The organism is Streptomyces sp. NPDC002787, assembly GCF_053592095.1.
Map to the genome: position 1 here is coordinate 1 of NZ_JBSFVC010000057.1, position 17,555 is coordinate 17,555.

18 protein-coding genes are annotated in these 17,555 nt (G+C 69.8%); 10 read left to right on the plus strand and 8 right to left on the minus strand.

Going from position 1 to position 17,555, the window contains the following annotated elements; all coding sequences use genetic code 11:
• Positions 1-248: 248 nt before the first annotated feature.
• The 3 genes from ACWD26_RS41840 to ACWD26_RS41850 all read right to left on the minus strand — a co-directional run bounded on the left by ACWD26_RS41840 (position 249) and on the right by ACWD26_RS41850 (position 1,868).
• Positions 249-485 (minus strand): hypothetical protein, encoded by a 237-nt coding sequence (locus ACWD26_RS41840; RefSeq protein ID WP_451278640.1) that lies wholly within the window; start codon positions 483-485, stop codon positions 249-251.
• A gap of 382 nt (positions 486-867) precedes the next feature.
• The gene (locus tag ACWD26_RS41845) at positions 868-1,338 is read right to left on the minus strand and encodes an N-acetyltransferase family protein (RefSeq protein ID WP_451278642.1); all 471 of its coding nucleotides are present in this window, start codon (positions 1,336-1,338) and stop codon (positions 868-870) included.
• The gene (locus tag ACWD26_RS41850) at positions 1,335-1,868 is read right to left on the minus strand and encodes a hypothetical protein (RefSeq protein ID WP_451278644.1); all 534 of its coding nucleotides are present in this window, start codon (positions 1,866-1,868) and stop codon (positions 1,335-1,337) included. The genes ACWD26_RS41845 and ACWD26_RS41850 overlap by 4 nt, the downstream gene beginning before the upstream one ends.
• 79 nt (positions 1,869-1,947) lie before the next feature.
• Between ACWD26_RS41850 and ACWD26_RS41855 the strand changes: the two genes are divergently transcribed.
• Positions 1,948-2,142: a hypothetical protein gene (locus ACWD26_RS41855; RefSeq protein ID WP_451278646.1), complete on the plus strand. Its 195-nt coding sequence runs from the start codon at positions 1,948-1,950 to the stop codon at positions 2,140-2,142.
• Positions 2,143-2,411: 269 nt separating this feature from the next.
• Positions 2,412-2,900 carry a carboxymuconolactone decarboxylase family protein gene (locus ACWD26_RS41860; RefSeq protein ID WP_451278648.1) on the plus strand — a complete coding sequence of 163 codons (489 nt, stop codon included), beginning with the start codon at positions 2,412-2,414 and terminating at the stop codon, positions 2,898-2,900.
• 136 nt (positions 2,901-3,036) lie between these two features.
• Here ACWD26_RS41860 and ACWD26_RS41865 read toward each other — a convergent pair whose 3' ends face one another.
• A complete protein-coding gene (locus ACWD26_RS41865; protein WP_451278650.1) occupies positions 3,037-3,720 on the minus strand; it encodes a class I SAM-dependent methyltransferase in 684 nt (227 codons plus the stop codon).
• A gap of 771 nt (positions 3,721-4,491) precedes the next feature.
• Between ACWD26_RS41865 and ACWD26_RS41870 the strand changes: the two genes are divergently transcribed.
• Complete coding sequence (locus tag ACWD26_RS41870; RefSeq protein ID WP_451278652.1) at positions 4,492-5,892, plus strand: M1 family metallopeptidase; 1,401 nt, start codon at positions 4,492-4,494, stop codon at positions 5,890-5,892.
• Positions 5,893-6,233: 341 nt separating this feature from the next.
• On the opposite strand, the gene ACWD26_RS41875 is transcribed toward ACWD26_RS41870, so the two are convergent.
• A complete protein-coding gene (locus ACWD26_RS41875) occupies positions 6,234-6,950 on the minus strand; it encodes a Clp protease N-terminal domain-containing protein (RefSeq protein ID WP_451278654.1) in 717 nt (238 codons plus the stop codon).
• A 514-nt stretch (positions 6,951-7,464) separates the two neighbouring features.
• Here ACWD26_RS41875 and ACWD26_RS41880 point away from each other — a divergent pair.
• Entirely contained in the window at positions 7,465-9,204 is a 1,740-nt protein-coding gene (locus tag ACWD26_RS41880) for a VanW family protein (protein WP_451278656.1), read from the plus strand.
• Between the two features lie 892 nt (positions 9,205-10,096).
• Here ACWD26_RS41880 and ACWD26_RS41885 read toward each other — a convergent pair.
• On the minus strand, positions 10,097-10,471 hold the full coding sequence (locus ACWD26_RS41885) for a DUF6223 family protein (protein WP_451278658.1): 375 nt from the start codon (positions 10,469-10,471) through the stop codon (positions 10,097-10,099).
• Positions 10,472-10,700: 229 nt separating this feature from the next.
• Between ACWD26_RS41885 and ACWD26_RS41890 the strand changes: the two genes are divergently transcribed.
• Positions 10,701-11,828 carry a sensor histidine kinase gene (locus ACWD26_RS41890; RefSeq protein WP_451278660.1) on the plus strand — a complete coding sequence of 376 codons (1,128 nt, stop codon included), beginning with the start codon at positions 10,701-10,703 and terminating at the stop codon, positions 11,826-11,828.
• Positions 11,825-12,490 (plus strand): response regulator, encoded by a 666-nt coding sequence (locus ACWD26_RS41895; RefSeq protein ID WP_451278662.1) that lies wholly within the window; start codon positions 11,825-11,827, stop codon positions 12,488-12,490. Before ACWD26_RS41890 ends, ACWD26_RS41895 begins: the two co-directional genes overlap by 4 nt.
• 62 nt (positions 12,491-12,552) lie before the next feature.
• On the opposite strand, the gene ACWD26_RS41900 is transcribed toward ACWD26_RS41895, so the two are convergent.
• Positions 12,553-13,131: a hypothetical protein gene (locus ACWD26_RS41900; RefSeq protein ID WP_451278664.1), complete on the minus strand. Its 579-nt coding sequence runs from the start codon at positions 13,129-13,131 to the stop codon at positions 12,553-12,555.
• Entirely contained in the window at positions 13,104-13,469 is a 366-nt protein-coding gene (locus tag ACWD26_RS41905) for a glycoside hydrolase family 5 protein (RefSeq protein ID WP_451278666.1), read from the minus strand. Before ACWD26_RS41905 ends, ACWD26_RS41900 begins: the two co-directional genes overlap by 28 nt.
• A gap of 267 nt (positions 13,470-13,736) precedes the next feature.
• On the opposite strand from ACWD26_RS41905, the gene ACWD26_RS41910 reads away from it, so the two are divergent.
• From ACWD26_RS41910 to ACWD26_RS41925, 4 genes are all read left to right on the plus strand, one after another.
• Entirely contained in the window at positions 13,737-14,822 is a 1,086-nt protein-coding gene (locus ACWD26_RS41910) for a LacI family DNA-binding transcriptional regulator (protein ID WP_451278668.1), read from the plus strand.
• 256 nt (positions 14,823-15,078) lie between these two features.
• The gene (locus ACWD26_RS41915; RefSeq protein ID WP_451278670.1) at positions 15,079-15,582 is read left to right on the plus strand and encodes a hypothetical protein; all 504 of its coding nucleotides are present in this window, start codon (positions 15,079-15,081) and stop codon (positions 15,580-15,582) included.
• A gap of 21 nt (positions 15,583-15,603) precedes the next feature.
• Complete coding sequence (locus ACWD26_RS41920) at positions 15,604-15,810, plus strand: hypothetical protein (RefSeq protein WP_451278672.1); 207 nt, start codon at positions 15,604-15,606, stop codon at positions 15,808-15,810.
• Positions 15,811-15,858: 48 nt separating this feature from the next.
• The gene (locus ACWD26_RS41925; RefSeq protein WP_451278674.1) at positions 15,859-17,364 is read left to right on the plus strand and encodes a glycoside hydrolase family 43 protein; all 1,506 of its coding nucleotides are present in this window, start codon (positions 15,859-15,861) and stop codon (positions 17,362-17,364) included.
• The last annotated feature ends 191 nt before the right edge of the window (positions 17,365-17,555 follow it).

The window sequence follows — 17,555 nt, forward strand, 5'->3', positions numbered from 1 at the left end:
CCTCACGGAACTCCGGATCGAACTTCCGTCGCTTCTCCGCCATGACTCCCAACTTCCCCTGCAGTCACGGTCTTCACGCTACGAGGGGAGGGACACCGGTCACGGCCACAGTCGCCTGAAGGGTGTTGCACAGGGCCGTGTCCCGGGCATTTTCCTTGCAAATTCCAGAAGTCCGCACAGTACTCAATGATCACGCGGGGGCGTACTTCGAGTCGGGCCCAATCCGGGACGGCGGAGCTGCCACGGGGCTAGTCACCCGCGCCTTCGGCGAGCCAACCGATAAGATCACCGGTCAGTAGCTCACCATTGCCCTCGATGTCATGCTCGATGGCGCCGAGATCCAGGCCGTAAACCGCGGCGCGATCCCGACCGTGGTGTCGCCGGGAAGAGGCCGTAACCCGGCTGCGGACCTGGGCGGGGAAGCAAGGCACCGGGCGCCACGGCCGGTGATCGGTCAGTAATCGTTTCAAGAGGACGTCCATCATGGCGCCGCCGAGGCGTGGGATGGCGCGCTCCGAACAGCAGCACGGGCCAGGTGGGCGTGATCGCTCAACTGACCTCGCCGGCCCGGCGATGGTGGTGATGGCGAGGGGATCGGTGACGCTGGCGCTGTGGACGGCGGCCCGACGGGGCGAACGTGTGCTTCTACGGTGATGCCTTGGTCGGCTCTTCCGCCCGGCTTCTCCGTGCGTCGGCCCGGACGTCGGAGCAGGACGGTGAACGCGATCAGACCCCGGCAGGGCGGCAACGCCGCCGCCGGAGTGGAGTACGCCGTCCAGGCCCGCCGTGCCGACGCGGGCGGCGACGTCGGTGACCGCGTCGCTCCCCTGAGCTGTTCCGGCCTCACGGTTGGCGATGGGAGGGGGGTCAGTTGGCTGGCAGGTGGTAGCGCAGCTTCTCCTTCGCCTTGGCCCCCAGTCGCTCGTAGAATTTGAGCGCGCCGGTGTTCCAGGGCGGGGTCTGCCACTGGACGTGGTCGAGCCCCAGGGCGCGCGCCTCAGCCACCACGGCCTCCACCAGCAGCGGGCCGACCCTCAGACCCCGGTGACCCTCGCGCACGAACAGGCAGTCCATATGTAGGTACTCCGCCCCGTTCCACGTGGAGACCTCCGGGGCGCACGAGGCGTAGCCGATGATCTCGCTGTCGTTCAACTCCGCGACGAAGCACCGCAATCGCGGCGTCTCTGTATCGAACAGCAGTGTTTCCAACCGCCGAGCCAAGTCCGGTGGCAGAGCCCCGGCCTTTTCGAAGGCGGCATGTTCGGCTGCCAGCTGGGCGACCTGTGGAAGATCGGCGAGTTGTGCGCGTCGCACCCGAGTTGCTGCGGCAGCCGTCACCGGACCTCGCCCTCCAGCACGTCGCCGCGCCAGGCCACGAGCCGCTCATCGACCGTTCCGTGCCCTTCCAGCACGTGACGGGTGACGGAATCGCGTTCGTGCGCGAGGACTGCCGCCTCCCATACGCACGGGGCCAGGCCCGTCCGGCCGGGCCTGAGTTGGGCGGCATCGCCAGGCGGACCGGTGAAGATGGCGAGGTCGGACATGTAGCCCTCGATCCACGTGTGGACCAAGACGTAGTCGCCGTCGCCACCAGCATGGATGAGCAGCACGCAGAGCCCAAGAGAGCCCCGCAGCTGGGCCGATGACAGATGATCGGCGGCGACCCGCAGCGCGCACCGCGCGTTCTCGTCGGTCACGCTCCGTCCGGGCGCCTCGATCGCATAAGGCTTCACCAGGTGCCCGGCAACCGTCCGGCTGCCCAGTGCTCGCACAGTGCGAGCGTGATATCCATCGGCCAGCGCCAGCAACGCATCTGAATCGACAGCAGCCAGAGACTGGTTGAGCCGGGACTCCGCAAAATCGGTCATGGGAAGATGATGCACGTCCGTACTGCGCCCCACGCGGCACATGTTCCGCCGGGCTACCTCTGCCTGGCTCTGTCGGACGTTGAGGGCGAGGGCCAGGAGAGCCGCCGAGACCGACATCCCCACGGCCGAGCAACTCGAGGACCTGCTTAGCTCCATGATCGTCCCGGCGACGGCATGGAGCGAGCCGACCCTGCTCCGGCTGGCCCACGCCTACGAACAGGCCGGCTGGGCGCATCGGCCACCGGCATACCGCCCCGCCGACGTCGGCTTCTGACCCACCATCGCTGCGGCCACGTACAACGCCGACGTCGTCCGACCCGGTGACGAGGACGCAGGCCCCCGAAGGCGGGCTCGTACTCGACCAGGGACTCAACGCCGGCGCCGCCGTCGGCCCCCTCATCGCCGCGACCACCCTCGGCACCGGCGTCGGGAACCTCGGGTCGTTGTGGTCGAAAAATCTCTCCGGATTCCTGTCACATGTCCGTGGGTCCATCCGTCAGTGCTGTGAAGACGCCAACCAGGCCGACGCGAAAGGTCGCAGCCATGACGAACGCCTCCATCTCCCGGATGCCCAACCCGGCCGAGTTCGTGCCCGAGCTGAACGACATCAGCGCCGCCCTCTTCCGGGCCACGGGCAACCGCTCGGTGCCGCGCACCACGATGAGCCTCGTCCACCTGCGCGCCGGGCAGATCGTCGGCAACACGTACCTGACCATCCTCAACACCGGCTTCCTGCGCAAGGCCGGGCAGTCCGAGGAGCGCATCACCGCCGTCTCCTCCTGGCAGGACGCCCCGTACTTCACCGATGCCGAGCGTGCCGCCCTCGCCTTGGTGGAGGCCACCCTCCAGCCCGCCCCGCACGGTAAGGAACGCGTTTCCGACGAGCTGTACGCCGAGGTGGCGAAGCACTACGACGAGAAGGCGCTGGCCACCCTCACCATCGCGATCGGCCAGATCAACTTCTTCATCGCCCTGGCCGTCATCGGCAAGCCGCAGCCGGTCAGCTCCCTCGCCGACGAGCAGTGGGACTGACCTGATCCGTCCGCAGCGGGGTTCCCGCTGCGGACGGATCAGGGTCGGTGGCCCAGGCTGTCGGCAGCAAGCTGCAGGAGCAGGTCTCTTCGGGACGGTCCCGTTGCCGACCAGGGTGTTCACTGATGAGCTCCTCTCAGCGCAGTCGGCGCACGCGGAGCACCAGGTCGTCGGTATGGTGTGCGCCGGCGCCACCGTCGGGCGCCAGGCGTGGCCGTTGCTCGTTCGTCTCTATCTCCCAGTCGTCGTCGAGCAGTTCGGCGACCATCGAGGGCCAGACGTAGTCGGCCGGGTCGAAGGCGCTGTCGTGTGCCTGCTGGGTCTGCATACCCGCGTGGTGTACGAGCAGCAGCACGCCGCCGGGCGCGACGGCCGCGAGCAGGGCTCGTTCGGCCGCGGCGTCGGGGGTGCGCAGCAGGGCCGGATACTGCGCGGAGACCAGGTCGAAGGAGGCCGGCGGGAGCGCCGCCCGGGTGAGTTCGGCGTGTACCCAGTGGACGGCGACGCCGGCGTCCCGTGCGTGCCCGGCCGCCCGCTCCAGCGCCACGCCCGAGACCTCGAGCGCGGTCACGTCCCAGCCGCCGCATGCGAGCCAGACGGCGTCCGCGCCCTCGCCGCAGCCGACATCGAGGACCCGCCCGGGTGTGAGCCCGGCGGTCTCGGCCACGAGCGCGCCGTTGGGCCGGCCGCTCCACAACTGTTGCCGTTCGGCGTACCGGCTGTCCCACTCCGCCCGCACCGCGGCTTCGCCGACGTATCCGTCGGCAGACGAGAAGGAGGACTCGAAGACGGGTGATCCTGCTGCGCTGTTGTCGGTCATGGGGCCCACGGTCGCCCACGGCCTTCCGGATCGGCCACTCCTGTTGCCGGTCCGGCAAAACGGCGTCCCAAGGGTGTCCCGAGGAGGGCGCACCGGACGCCCCCGGCAGCACGGCATCGGACCGGCAGAGGCGAACGACCTACCTGCGGCAGAGGCGAACGACCTACTGCGGCAGATCCGAACGACACGCGGGCCCGCATATTCGCCTCCTCACATTCCGGCGCCCGGCAGGTCACCAGGGCGCCTGCCGCGCAGCGAGTCCGCCCGCGCGTCGGAGCACGGCGGGTCAACCAGGGCGGCCTACCCGCACACCCCGGACCTGGTCCGCGTCACCGTCGAACCAGCCCTATGCCCATCCGCAACTGCCGCTCGCGACGGCCGCCATGCGCCTGTGAGCCTGACTGCCCATTGGCCCTGCTTCAGTCGACGTGCCCCGGCGAGGGAGCCACTGATCGGCGTCACAGCCCGGCCAGGTCGGGGCGGCGGCCGAATGCGAGGTGTGTCTCGGCTCGATGGTGGGGCCGTCCCGGCCGGTCGAACCGGAGCGGTTTGGTGCCTCGCCGACGGGGGTTGGCTTCGCGTTCGGCCGGTGCTTCCTCGGTCGCACCGGTCACCCTTCCGGTCGCGACCCTGATGGCGAGGGTGGGCACCACGGGCCCAGGCGTGCGGCTGCGCGCGGAGGAGTCCGCGTCGGTCCATGCCTTCCCCCTCCGCAGGAAAGCTCGTCCAAGTCAGCTCCGTGCGGCGCGAGTTGTGGCAGTATCCGATGCCATGTCGCCGTCGGTCGTGTGGTCGCCCAGCTCCGGTCGTCGTCTGACGGGTGTCCTGCTCGTGCTGCTCCTGCAGCTCGTCGCGGTCGGCCCCGGTGCGCTTGATGCCGGCGCGGTGGCCGGGCCGGGAGCGGCCGGGGTCGCGACGCCGGATCTCGCTCGCTACGACGTGTCCCTGCGCTCCGACACCGACGGCAGTCACTGGACAGGACGGCAGCGGGTGTCGTTCCGGAACGCCTCCCGTCAGCCGCTGCGTGAGGTGTACCTGCGCCTCTGGGGCAACGGCGAGGACCAGTGCGGCACACCCGGTGCACCTACCCCCGTCACCGTGTCGAACATCGACGGTGGCACACCGGAGGGGCTCACCGTACTGTGCACGGCCCTGCGCATCGCCCTGCCCAGGCCGCTCGGGCACGGCGAGCGCACGTCGATCGCCTTCGACGTCTCCCTCACCGTGCCCGACCGCAACGCGCGCTTCGGGCGCGACGGCGCCCACCGCTTCCTCGGCAACGCCCTGCCGGTGCTCGCCGTGCACGACGCGCAGGGGTGGCACCTCGACCCGTACATGGCACTCGGTGAGAGTTTCCACGCGCTGACGAGCGACTTCCGGGTCCGCCTCGACCACCCGTCGGCCCTGGAGGTGCCAGCGACCGGTCGCACCCAGACCCTCCCCGGTGGCCGCGGCCGTACGGTCACGCTGAGCGTCGCGCACCGCGTGCGGGACTTCGCGTGGGCGGCGGGCCCGTTCCGCACGGCGACGGAGACCACGCCCGGGGGCGTACGCGTGAAGTCGTACTGGGCGGCCGACACACCTGCCGCGGGGGTACGCCTCAACCGCGCGGACGCCGTCGCCGCGATCGACCGCTTCGGCAAGGAGTTCGGCCGCTACCCGTACGGCGAGATCGACGTCGTGATGACCAGCAGTTTCGGCGGCGGCATGGAATACCCGGGCCTGGTTTTGGTCGGCACCACCGAGGAGGGCGGCGCCGTCGTCCACGAGGTGGCACACCAGTGGTGGTACGGCATCGTCGGCAACGACGAGTACGCGTCCCCGTGGCTGGACGAGAGCTTCGCCCAGTACGCCAACGCCCGCTTCTACGGGTGGGAGACCCGCGACTGCTGGTCGGACGTCTACTGGCCGAGCGACAGTGCCGCGCTGACCAACTCGATGGCCTACTGGTCCCAGCACCGCGGCGAGTACCACCTCATCTACACGGCCGGGCCCTGCGCCCTGGCCGACCTGGAACGCACCCTCGGCGCCGGCACCATGGCCCGGCTTCTCAAGCGGTACGCCCAGGACCACTGGTACGGCGTCTCCACCACGGCGGCCTTCAAGAAGGCCGCACAGGCGGCGACGGACGAGGATCTCGGCCCGTTCTGGGAAACCCACCGCATCAGGTGAGGGTGCGTCCTGGCGCTTACCGGGTCGTCCGCGCAGCAAGCGGAGCAGAACCCCGCGGGCGGGATTTCGGGCGGTGGGCCCGCCCACGGAGGGCTCGGCGTCGTCGAGCAGGCGTACTGCGGTCGTAGGGGCGAGCCTCGGGTCCTGCGCCGCGTCATGCCGTACTCGTTTCCGTGTCTCCCTGCATGCTGAGCATGTACCCGTGTGCCATGTCGCCGGAATCGCTCGCCGCCATGTGTGGCGACGCTCGCCCAAGTGACTCGCCGCCATGCGTGGCGACGCTCGCCCGCAGTGAGACGGGACGCGTGGACGCGTCTCACACATGTCCGCGTACGAGGTGTTCACCCGTCGGCTGATGCCTGGGCGTCGCCGTGCGTGGTGTCGAAAGTTGCCGGGGCGTAGCCGGCGTCGGTGAGGACGGTGGCGGCCACTCCTCGGCCGAGTTGGGCCAGGCCGATCAGCAGGTCTTCGCAGTCGATGCGGGCCGAGCCCCTCTGCTCGGACCGTTCCTCGGCGATGGCGATGGCCTTGCGGGAGTAGGGGGTCCAGGCGATGCGTTCGGCCGCCTGGGAAGCCCCCATGTTCAGCCGCGTCCCGACGGATCGGTGGACCGTCTCCGGTGAGACGCCGGCGGTCTGCAGGAGCCTGGTGGCGCTGTTGTCCTCCGCGGTCAGTCCCCAGAGCAGATGCTCGGTGCCGATGTAGTTGTTGCGGTGGTGCACCGCCGCCTGCTTGACGTGAACCATCGCCTGGCGGAGGTCCTCGGTCATCGTCTCGGGGCTGTAGCGCTTGTGCGGCGCGTGGAAGCGCTGCTGGACCGCCTGCCGGGTCACGCCCAAGGCGGCGCCGATATCGGTCCACGAGTTGCCGTGCATGCGGCAGTGCTCGACGTAGTCCTCGACCAGGTCGTCCGCCAAAGCCTGTAGTTGGCCCGCGAGTTGGGCGGCCGCCGTGAGCAGGGCGAGCCAGTCGGGCTGTTCTTCCGCGCCGGGGCGGTGCGCGGTGGCGCAGCTACGGTCCACTTCTGCGATGAGATCGTCCAGGTCTGGAAGCGACATGAGGCAAGTACGCCTTGACAGTTCGAGATTGTCAAGGCGTACTTGCCTCTCGCGCTCGGAGAGCTCCGAGGCCGCCCGGAGGCAGTGGCCGTCGGCAGGCGGACGCGTGCTCCTGGGGGCGCTGCGGAGGACCAGGGTCTGCAGAGCGACCGGCAGCGCGGAGCAGGTGAGCTCCCCAGCTCAGCAGGAAGACGATCGCCGCGGGCTTCCAGACGCCGACGGCGAGCAGCAGAGCCATCGAGCCGCCGCCGCGCGCGGGCACCGCAGGCACAGCAGCGTCGTGGCGAGGAGCCACGGCGCTGCGTGGCGACGAGTGCCACGGCGCTGCACACGGCCAGGGCCCAGACGGTGGCACGCCAGTCCCAGTGGTCACAATGGCCCGAAGTGATCTGGAGCAGAAGTGGTCTGCGACATACGCTGCCGTCACCCGTTTTGGGTAGCTTGAGGTACTTGCCCCGTCAGCGCCGCTGCGTCGTCGAACGCACCGCCTGCCGATCCTCGGTCCGGGAGACCAATGCGCCCTCGAATAGCCTCCGTGCCGCCCCTCGCCCTGACGGGCGGTGCGCTGACTGTCGGCGTCGGCGGTCTGTATCTGGCCGGGCTGCTCCTCACGGGCGGTGAGGTCGAAGCGGGCACGACGGTGCGCGGGGTGGACATCGGGGGCCTCAGCCGCACGGAAGCCATCCGCAAGCTGGACGACCACCTGGCGGTGGCCGGCTCGCGGGAGCTGGCCGTGAAGGTCGGCGCACGCAGCGCGACCATCGACCCTCGCCAGGCCGGACTCACCTTCGACGCCGAGCGGACCGTCGACCGGGCGGCGCGCACAGCCTCCGATCCGTTCAGCGTGATCGCTGCGTTCTTCCGCTCGGGGGGTGACATCGAGCCGGTCGTACGCCTCGACGAGGACAAGGCCCGCACCGCTGTCGGGAAGCTGGCGCAGACCCTCGACCAGAAGGTCCGCGACGGGGCCGTGACCTTCGAGAAGGGTCAGGTCGCGCAGGTCGCTCCACACAGCGGTTACGCACTGGACGTGGACGCCGCGGTCGCCACCCTGCGGACCTCCTTCCTGCGCGGCGCGGCGAACACGGTCACGGCACTGCCCGCACGCGAGACCGAGCCGCAGGTGGCGGCGGCGGAGGTGCGGCGGGCGGTGCGCGACTTCGCGCAGCCGGCGATGTCGGCGCCCGTCACACTCACCACGGGCGGCAGGCAGTTCACGATCAGCCCGGCCGTTGTGGGCGAGTACCTGACGATGCGGCCGGACGACTCCGGCCGACTGATCCCACGGCTGGACGGCAAGGGCCTGCGCTCCGCCCCCGAGGTGGCCCGCCCCCTGGCCGGCATCACCACCACGGCCGAGAACGCCGGACTGCGGCTGGACGGCGACCGGGTCGTGGTGGCCGACGATGCCCGGCCTGGTGCACAGGTCACCGACAAGGCGCTGAGCAAGGCAGTGCTGCCGCTGCTCACCGAGGCGGGCCCCGCCCGTACCGGGGAAGTGGCCGTGCAACGGATCCAGCCGGAGGTGACCCGGGAGAACGCGGCGCGGCTGGGGCTGACGGAGAAGATGTCCTCCTTCACCGTCGACTTCGAACCGGCCGCGTACCGCACGAAGAACATCGGGCGGGCCGCACAACTCATCAACGGCTCCGTCGTCATGCCCGACGAGACCTGGAGCTTCAACCGGACCGTGGGGGAGCGCACCGAGGCCAACGGCTTCGTCGAGGGCATCATGATCCTGAACGACCAGTTCACCAAGGCGCCCGGCGGTGGTGTCTCCGCCATGGCCACGACCGTGTTCAACGCGATGTTCTTCGCCGGGGTCAAGCCGGTGGAGTACGGGGCCCACTCCTTCTACATCGAGCGTTACCCGGAGGGCCGTGAGGCGACGGTCGCCTGGGGCAGTCGCGATCTCCGGTTCACCAACGACTCCGGCAACGCCGTGTACATCCAGGCCGAGTCCACCGACACCTCGGTGACCGTCACCTTCGTCGGCACCAAGAAGTACGACGAGATCAAGTCGGTGAAGGGACCCCGCACCAATGTGAAGCCGCCGGAACGGAAGGTGAGCACCGACAAGAAGTGCGTGCCACAGACCCCGCTCGAGGGCTTCGACGTCACCGTCGAACGGGTCTTCTACAACGATGGCAAGGTAGTGAAGCGGGAGCCGTTCCGCACCCACTACACCCCGCGTGACGAGATCACCTGCGAAGCCGCCGAGACAGCTGAGAGCGGCCGGTCCGACATCAGGTAGGCCGTGCCGAGCGCCGGCTGCGGGTACGGGGTTCACGACGCGTAGAGGGTGGGGGCGCCACAGATCGGCGTCGAACGACTCGCAGACAGAAGGGCTGCCCGGCCGCGCGGCCGCCGAGTCGTGATCACCGGGTCATGCCGTCCGGTGCACATCTCCTCCAGCAACGGTTCGGGCAGGCCCTGGGCGACGCGTGTCCTATCGGAACAGAGCCTGTGGTCGGGCTGCGGTGATCCGTGCACGGCGCGGGCTGGACGAGCCTCGCCCGTGCCCGGCAGGGAAGTGAGGGCAGGCGAGGGACGATGGCTGAACCGGACGTGGTCTCCGCCAAGACCTGGAACCGTGTGTATGCCGGCTTCCCCGGGGAGGTGACCGGCGTGGCCCGCCGGCTGCTGGCGGATGCGAAGGTCCCGCCGTCCCGGACCGACGCCGAGGGCATCGTCCACACCGCGTTCGCCAAGGTGCCCAGCGCACCCCGGACGGTCGCTGACCCTCGCGCCTACCTGTATGCCGTGATCCGGCGCGAGGTGCTCGCCGGAGCGAAACGATGCGGTGCACCGACCAGGGGGAAAGAAACGAGGACGGACCGCGGTGGTGCGCCTGCCGGAGAACCGGCGGCCCCGGACTTCAGCGACCTGGTGGTCCACCGCATCGTGGTGCACCAGGCGCTGAGCGAACCGTCGCCCCAGCAGCGCACCGCGGTGTGGGCGACAAAGTGGGTGTCCTTGGCCTGCTCACTTGTCGCCGATCTGGAGACCGGCCGCCCCTCTTGTCGCGGTCCTGGACGCCGTCCGGCTGGAACCCGACGCAGATGTCGCCGCGCTCATCACGGCGTAGATCCGCGACGTCGTCGAGCGGCCCGGAGCACCCAGTCACCGCACCTTGTCGGGGGCGGTCAGAGGCTCATCCGATCGATCGGCCGATCGGCGCCGCGGGAGCGGGTCAGCGCCCGACGGCCGAGGAGCACGGCGCCCAGCCCCAGCGGGACGGCGATGATGGCGCCGACGAGCCCGTTGCCCGTGCCGGGACCGCCGCTGGAGGTGGCCAGGTGCAGCACCGCGAGGGCCGTGCCGACCAGCCCCACAGCGATGGCCGATATCCCGCCGACGCGCGCGTTGCCGATGCTGATCCGGCCGTCTGCGCGGGCCAGAGCCGGCCAACCGATGGCCAGCCCGAGCAGCCCTACCCCGAGGGCCAGGTTGGCGCCGGTCCGCCCGTCGCCGATGATCCCGCCCTCGGCGGCCACCATCAGCGCTGCTGAAGCACTCATGCCGCTGTCCTCCTTCTCCATCGCTGACTGCGAGGTTCGATGCGCCTTGAGCATGCGCGCCCGACAGCCTGCCGATCGTCCAGCAGACGCAGGCACTTTCCACTGCTGCTGCCGCGGCATACGGATACCGCCGCGGCGGCAGGCGGCGCGCCGGTACCACACACGCGGTAGCCGACCGCTCGTCCCTGAGCCGGACTCGCCCACAACCGCGTCCGGCTACGGTGCAGCCATGGACAAAGGACGGTTCGCTGTCCCGGCCGCGGTCACCGACTGTGCGATCGCCATGGGCGTGGCGGCGCTGTTGCTGGGCACCGGGCTGTCCGGGCCACACCCGGCCGGGGGCCGCGAGCTGCTCGGCTCCACGCTGCTGGCGGCCGGCGGGCTGGCGCTGGCCGCGCGCCGCCGGGCGCCGTTCGCGCTCCTGGTCGTCACCGGGCTGTGCGCGGTGGGCTACCTGGCGGCCGGGTTCGAGGTGCTCGCCGTCTCGTACCTGGTCGCGGTCTACGGCGCGGTGCGCGCCGGGCGACGCGCCGCCGCACTGGCTGCCTCCGGGGGCCTGGTGGCCGTGCTCCACCTCACGGCCCTGGTCTTCCATGACGCGCCCGCGCGCGAGGTCGTGACGCAGGCCCGGAACACCCTTGAGATCGCCTGGCTGATCGCCGCATTCGCCACAGGGGAGGCGGTGCGGCAGGCCGACCGGAGGGCGGACGAAGCCGAGCGAACCCGCGAGGAGACCGCCAGGCGTCGGGCCGACGAGGAGCGGCTGCGCATCGCACGGGAGCTGCACGACTCACTCACCCACCAGATCTCCGTCATCAAGGTGCAGTCCGAGGTCGCCGTCCACGTGGCCCGGCGGCGAGGTGAGCAGGTGCCGGAATCCCTGCTGGCGATCCAGGAAGCCGGCCGCGAGGCGAGCCGGGAGCTGCGCGCGACCCTTGAGGCGCTGCGCGACGACGACACCGCCCCGCCGCACGGACTCGACCACATACCCAGCCTGGTGAAACGGTTCCGAACGACCGGCCTGGAGACGACGCTGACGATCGAAGGACATCCGCACGCCGTGTCGGCCGCGGTGGGCCGTACCGCTTACCGGATCGTTCAGGAGTCGCTCACCAACGTCGCCCGGCATGCCGCCGCGACCACTGCCTCAGTGCTCATCGACTACCGGCCGGACGCCCTCGCCATCCGCGTGGACGACAACGGAAAGGCCACCTTGCACCCCGCACCGTCGCCCGGCCTCGGACTGCTCGGCATGCACGAACGCGTCACCGCCCTGGGCGGCCGACTGCGCACCGACCCGCGCAGCACAGGCGGCTTCACCGTCCAGGCCGAACTCCCGACGAACGGAGCGTCGTGATCCGAGTCCTGCTGGTCGACGACCAGCCACTCATCCGCAGCGGCTTCCGCGCGCTACTCGACCTCGAAGACGACATCGAGGTGGTGGCCGAGGCCGCCGACGGCCAAGAGGGCTTGGCGCTCGCCCAGCAGCAGCTGCCCGACGTCGCGCTCATCGACATCCAGATGCCCGTCATGGACGGCATCGAAGCGACCCGCCGCATCGCCGCGGACCCCGCCCTGGCCGGCGTACACGTCGTCATACTGACCAACTACGGCATGGACGAGTACGTCTTCGACGCGCTGCGCGCCGGCGCCGCCGGCTTCCTCGTCAAGGACATCGTCCCGGAGGACTTCCTGCACGCCGTACGTGTCGCCGCCCGCGGTGACGCCCTGCTCGCCCCCGCGATCACCCGCAGGCTCATCGACCGGTACGTCTCCCAAGCGCTTCCCACCCGCGCCGGCCGCGGCCTGGAGGAGCTGACCAGCCGCGAACGTGAGGCGGTCGCCCTTGCCGCCCAGGGCCTGTCCAACGACGAGATCGCCGACCGCCTGGTCATCAGCCCGTTGACCGCCAAGACCCACATCAACCGAGCCATGGCCAAGCTCCACGCCCGCGACCGCGCCCAGCTCGTTGTCCTCGCCTACGAATCGGGCCTAGTGACCCCGCGCGCCGTTGACTGACGAGGGTGCTACAGCGCCTCGTTGCCCAGGACCTCAGATCAGTGGGCCGCTTGGGACCGGAGTCAGAACGGCGGGTCTTCGCTGTAGCCGTCGTCTGTCCAGTTGCCTTCCCAAGACGCTCGTGCGGCCCTGAGGCGAGCGTGGTGCTCGCAAGCTGCAATGTCGGACGCGTTCTCCAGGCTGCTGGTGTCGTGACCCCGTGCCTTCAGCGCGTCCGGGACGCGGTCTCGGTGGTGCCGGTCAGTGCTGGTGGCCAGCAAACGTCGGGCGTGACGGGCTAGGTCGGCCTGGTGCTGGGTGAGGAGGGGGCGTTCCACGAGGGGGATGGCAGCAACCAGCGCCGCGTGGCGTATGGCGGCGTTGTCGTGACCGAGAAGGGTGTGAACAGCGGAGAAGATTGCGGGGCGCGCGTCCCGAAACGCACGCATCTCCTCGTACTCATTGGCATCGTCGGGGGAACAGCCCGTCGCGATCGTGGGATGGTCGAGGACCGCCGCGACGTACAGTGCCGCAGGCACGGTGACCTCGTAGATGCTGTTCTGGTGAGTCACTGCCCCAAGAGCATCCCGGACAGCGGACTCCCTGACCACCGGGTCAGGGTTGGTGAGGCGTGTCAGCGCCCAATCGGTGCTCTCCAGCAACGTTTGAAAGGGAGGGAGCTCGGCGGGGTGACGATGCTCGGTCTGGTTGCTGCTGTGGGACACAGGCGCAGGGAGTCGTGGTGCATGTTGAGCAGTACATACAGGCCCTCGTCGAGCGCTAGGTCCGCGACCCGGCGTACTTTCGCCAGCCAGGCCGGGTCGATGGTGTAGTCGGGTCCGGGGCCTTGATGGATGCTCCGGGTGACGGGCAGTCGGATGCTCCTGAAGCCCTGTGACTTGACCTTCTTCAGGAGTTCCCTGGTCACGGGAGGGTTGCCCCAGGACGTCTCGTCGGGGATCGCGTCGTAGGTGTTGCCCAGGTTCCAGCCGGGCTGCATGGCCGCGACCGCGCTCCGCGCCGCAGGCGAGCTGGGCGGGGGTGGGTCGGCTGCCTGTGCGGTGGCGGGGTATCAGCAGGAGCAGGGCGATGGCCAGGAGAAGGAAGTTGGCTGGTCTCCTCGTCATCACGAGCACCTTCCGGTGGTGGGGGGGGAGGGCTAGACCGCGCAGGGAACGCTTACGACTGCTCGATAGAAACTTTCTCTCTATGTGGCGGAGAAATTTACATGAAGATGTGGGAGAGGCCACAGGTCCGTCCGTAAGAGATGACAGAATGCCGAGCACACCCACACGAGATCGGGCAGGCGACCTTGGGCGACCACGCAGCTGACGGACCGGCCGGCGAGGAACGGCAGGTGGACTCGTCCAGGCCGGTCACCATCGCGTACATCGCCGAGACGGCGGGGGTGTCGGTCCCGACCGTGTCCAAGGTGATCAACGGCAAGTCGGGGGTCTCCGCGGACACCCGCGCCCGGGTCGAGGAGCTGGTCAGCAGGTACGGCTACCGCAAGCCGTCCGGGTGGAACCGCAGCAACGTCGTGGAGCTCGTGTTCCGTGAGCTCAAGGACATGTGGGCGGTCGAGATCATCCGCGGTGTCGAGGAGGTGGCCCGTCGGCACGGCGTCGGTCTCATGGTGTCCCGGTTCGGACTGCACGACTCCACGCCGAGCTGGGACGACACCGTCTCGCGGCGTCCGAAGGCTGTGCTGTCGGTGGCCCAGCTCTCCGAGGCGGAGCGCGAGCAACTCACGGCGAAGGGCATCCCGTTCGTCGTCTTCGATCCGACCGCCGAACTGCCGGACGACGTCCCGTTCGTAGGCACCACCAACTGGTCCGGCGGGCGGGCCGCGACCCGCCATCTGACCGAACTCGGGCACCGCCGTGTCGCGGCTATCAGCGGACCGCAGGACGTGCTGTTCTGCGTTGCGCGGCTCGACGGATACCGGTCCGCGATGCAGGCCGCCGGCCTGCCGTTCGATCCGGAGCTCGTCGTCCACGCGGAACTCACCCGCGAGGACGGATGCGCGGCCGCGCGATCCCTGCTGGCCCTGCCCGAACGGCCCACGGCGATCTTCGCCGCCAACGATCTCCAGGCGCTCGGTGTCTATCAGGCCGCGCGCGAGGCCGGCCTGCGCATCCCGGACGACCTGAGCGTCGTCGGCTTCGACGACCTTCCGGTCGTGGCCTGGGTGGACCCGCCCCTGACCACCGTCCACCAGCCCCTGACCGAGATGGCGGTGGCCGCGACCGAGCTCGCGCTCACCCTCGGCCGCGGCGAGCAGGCGCCTCAGGCCGGACTTGAGATCGCGACGACTCTGACGGTCCGCGGCAGCACGGCCCCGCCGAAGTAGGTCTCTGTACAGCGGACGGAAAACTTTCGTATTGTCACCACGACACTTGCCAAGAGCCCTTCGTTGGCGGACCGTGGTGCGCGGTTCCGATCCACCCGCCCCGCTCGTCGTCCCGCTGGAGGACTTATGCGCAGGCTGGTTCCAAGACACCGCACCCGCTTGATCGGGCTTGTCGCGGCCGTGGCGTTCGCCGCGACCGGCTCCCTCGCGACCAACCCGTCCGTGCAGGCCGCCCCCCGCGGCGATCACCGCCTCGGTGTCCGTCGACACCGGCCGCACGCTCGCGACCGTCCCGACCACCGGCGTCGGCATGAACGTCGCCGTGCACGACGGCAACATGAACCACTTCGCTGTTCCGGGCTTGCTCAGGGACACGGGTGTCGGCGTGGTCCGCTACCCCGGCGGCGGCTACGCCACCGGAGCGCAGCCGATCATCACCGCCGACCACGGCTCGGGCACCCCCGAGGAGGCGGCGGGCTGGGTGCGATACGCCACCGCGATGAAGGCCGTCGACCCGACCGTCGAGATCGGCGCCGTGCTGACCACCCCGGGAGCCTGGCCCGACGGCATCACCGGCCCCGGCGACACCATGGACGGGAACCACATGGTCCTGTCGATCGCGACATCGAAGATCGACTTCGTGGTCGTGCGCCACTACCCGATCGGCACGCGCCCGACGAGTGTCCGACGTGGATGGAGAACGGCGCCTTCACCCTCGACCGGTGGAACCTGCACAACGGCACCGACTGCAGCCACGTGACCACGATGGAGGGCGCCACCGATGACGACGACGGAGGAATCCCGTCCGTCCCGAACGACGCCACGGTCACCCTGCCTACAGCGGTTCACCCCGGCCTCGGCCACCCCGACCGTCCACTCGTACCTGAACAACGCCACGTCGATCGGGTCCGCCGTATCCGGCAGCGCCAACCGCCAGACCGTACCGACCTGTTCGATCGTGGTCGTCCAACTCCACCCCGTCCGCTGAACCTGCCGTAGCGGACCCTCCCGAAAGGACTCGATCAAGGTGTCGAGCATGCACGAGACAGGCACCACCACCTTCAACAACCCCGTGATCCCCGGCTTTCACCCCGATCCGAGCATCTGCCGGGTGGGCGAGGACTACTACGTCGCGTGCTCCAGCTTCGAGTACTTTCCCGGAGTGCCCGTCTTCCACAGCCGGGACCTGGTGCACTGGACGCAGATCGGCAACGCGCTGGACCGGCCGAGCCAGCTGCGCCTGCCGCTGGACTCGCCCTCCTCGGGAGGGATTTACGCACCCACCCTGCGCCACCACGACGGCCGCTTCTGGCTGATCGTCACGAATGTGAGCGCGGACGGCAATCTGCTGTTCACGGCCACCGACCCGGCGGGCCCCTGGTCCGAACCGATACGGCTTCCAGGGGTCCCCGGCATCGACCCGGACCTTGCCTGGGACGACGAGGGCAACTGCTGGTGCACCGTCGCCGGCGTCGGACAGGTCCGCATCGACCCCCATACCGGGGAGACGTTCGGCCCCGATCGGAAGATCTGGTCCGGAAGCCCCGGCGCCAAGGCCCCGGAGGCACCGCACCTGTACCGGATCGGCGAGTACTGGTACCTGCTCATCGCCGAGGGCGGCACCGAGCGCTGCCACGGTGTCTCGATCGCGCGCGGCCGCACGCCCGACGGCCCCTTCGAGCCGTGTCCGGCCAACCCGATCCTGACCCACCGCGGCACCGACCACCCCATCCAGAACACCGGCCACGCGGATCTGGTCCAGGGGCCCGACGGTTCGTGGTGGATGGTGCTGCTCGGGGTGCGAGCGGGCGGCGGCACGCCCGGCTGGCACGTCCTCGGCCGGGAGACCTTCCTGGTGCCCGTCGACTGGGTGGACGGCTGGCCGGTCGTCGGCGAGCTTTCCCTCAGGGCCCCCGCACCCCCGTGGCCGCTCCGGCCGGGCGCGGCCACGCCGGTCCGGGACGACTTCGACCTGAGCGAACTCGCCCCACACTGGGTCTCACTGCGCCATCGCCCCGCAGAGGACTGCACCACGAAGGAACGGCCCGGCTGGCTCACGCTGCGCGCCCGCGGAGCGTCCCTGGACGACACCGATGTGACGTTCGTCGGCCGACGACAGCAGCATCTGTCCTGCCGGGCGCGGACCCTGGTCGACGTGGGGGAGGGGCGGGGTGGCCTGACCGTCCGGCTCGACGAGCAGCATCACTACGACATCGAGGCCACGTCCGACGAGGTGCGGGTACGCGCTCGCGTCGGCCCGATGAGCACGGTCGTGGCGTCCCGGCCGGTACCGCCCGGCCCCGTCGTCCTGCGCGTCGATGTTTCCGCCGTCGACGCCGTGACCGACGCGCGCACCGGACCCGACACCCTCACCATCGGGATCGAGGAACCGGACGGCACCCTCGTCGAACTCGCCTCGCTCGACGGCAAATACCTCTCCACAGAGGTCGCCGGCGGCTTCACCGGCCGGGTCATCGGGATGTTCGTCTCAGCCGGATCCATTCACTTCGACTGGTTCGACTACGAGCCGCTCGTTCGCTGAGCAGTCGGTCATGACGGGGTAATGCCTGGGAATAGGGCCTGCCGTAAGGCCTGATTCCAGGGAATGGGCCAAGGGGTATGTCCCGGCCACGCCACCACACCGCTTCTCCCTTGGCGTGACCGGGCAAATCCCCTCTTGATCAGTGGATCTGAGTGGACATCAGGGTTTCGCCGATGACGAATGTTTGAGAT

What these genes read in the sequence shown, in the direction of transcription:
- ACWD26_RS41860 (WP_451278648.1), top strand. Translation starts at nt 2,412, where the DNA reads ATGACGAACGCCTCCATCTCCCGGATGCCCAACCCGGCCGAGTTCGTG.
- ACWD26_RS41905 (WP_451278666.1), bottom strand. Translation starts at nt 13,469, where the DNA reads ATGCAGCCCGGCTGGAACCTGGGCAACACCTACGACGCGATCCCCGAC.
- ACWD26_RS41880 (WP_451278656.1), top strand. Translation starts at nt 7,465, where the DNA reads ATGCGCCCTCGAATAGCCTCCGTGCCGCCCCTCGCCCTGACGGGCGGT.
- ACWD26_RS41890 (WP_451278660.1), top strand. Translation starts at nt 10,701, where the DNA reads ATGGACAAAGGACGGTTCGCTGTCCCGGCCGCGGTCACCGACTGTGCG.
- ACWD26_RS41925 (WP_451278674.1), top strand. Translation starts at nt 15,859, where the DNA reads ATGCACGAGACAGGCACCACCACCTTCAACAACCCCGTGATCCCCGGC.
- ACWD26_RS41865 (WP_451278650.1), bottom strand. Translation starts at nt 3,720, where the DNA reads ATGACCGACAACAGCGCAGCAGGATCACCCGTCTTCGAGTCCTCCTTC.
- ACWD26_RS41870 (WP_451278652.1), top strand. Translation starts at nt 4,492, where the DNA reads ATGTCGCCGTCGGTCGTGTGGTCGCCCAGCTCCGGTCGTCGTCTGACG.
- ACWD26_RS41920 (WP_451278672.1), top strand. Translation starts at nt 15,604, where the DNA reads ATGACGACGACGGAGGAATCCCGTCCGTCCCGAACGACGCCACGGTCA.
- ACWD26_RS41910 (WP_451278668.1), top strand. Translation starts at nt 13,737, where the DNA reads ATGACAGAATGCCGAGCACACCCACACGAGATCGGGCAGGCGACCTTG.
- ACWD26_RS41875 (WP_451278654.1), bottom strand. Translation starts at nt 6,950, where the DNA reads ATGTCGCTTCCAGACCTGGACGATCTCATCGCAGAAGTGGACCGTAGC.
- ACWD26_RS41885 (WP_451278658.1), bottom strand. Translation starts at nt 10,471, where the DNA reads ATGAGTGCTTCAGCAGCGCTGATGGTGGCCGCCGAGGGCGGGATCATC.
- ACWD26_RS41850 (WP_451278644.1), bottom strand. Translation starts at nt 1,868, where the DNA reads ATGACCGATTTTGCGGAGTCCCGGCTCAACCAGTCTCTGGCTGCTGTC.
- ACWD26_RS41840 (WP_451278640.1), bottom strand. Translation starts at nt 485, where the DNA reads ATGATGGACGTCCTCTTGAAACGATTACTGACCGATCACCGGCCGTGG.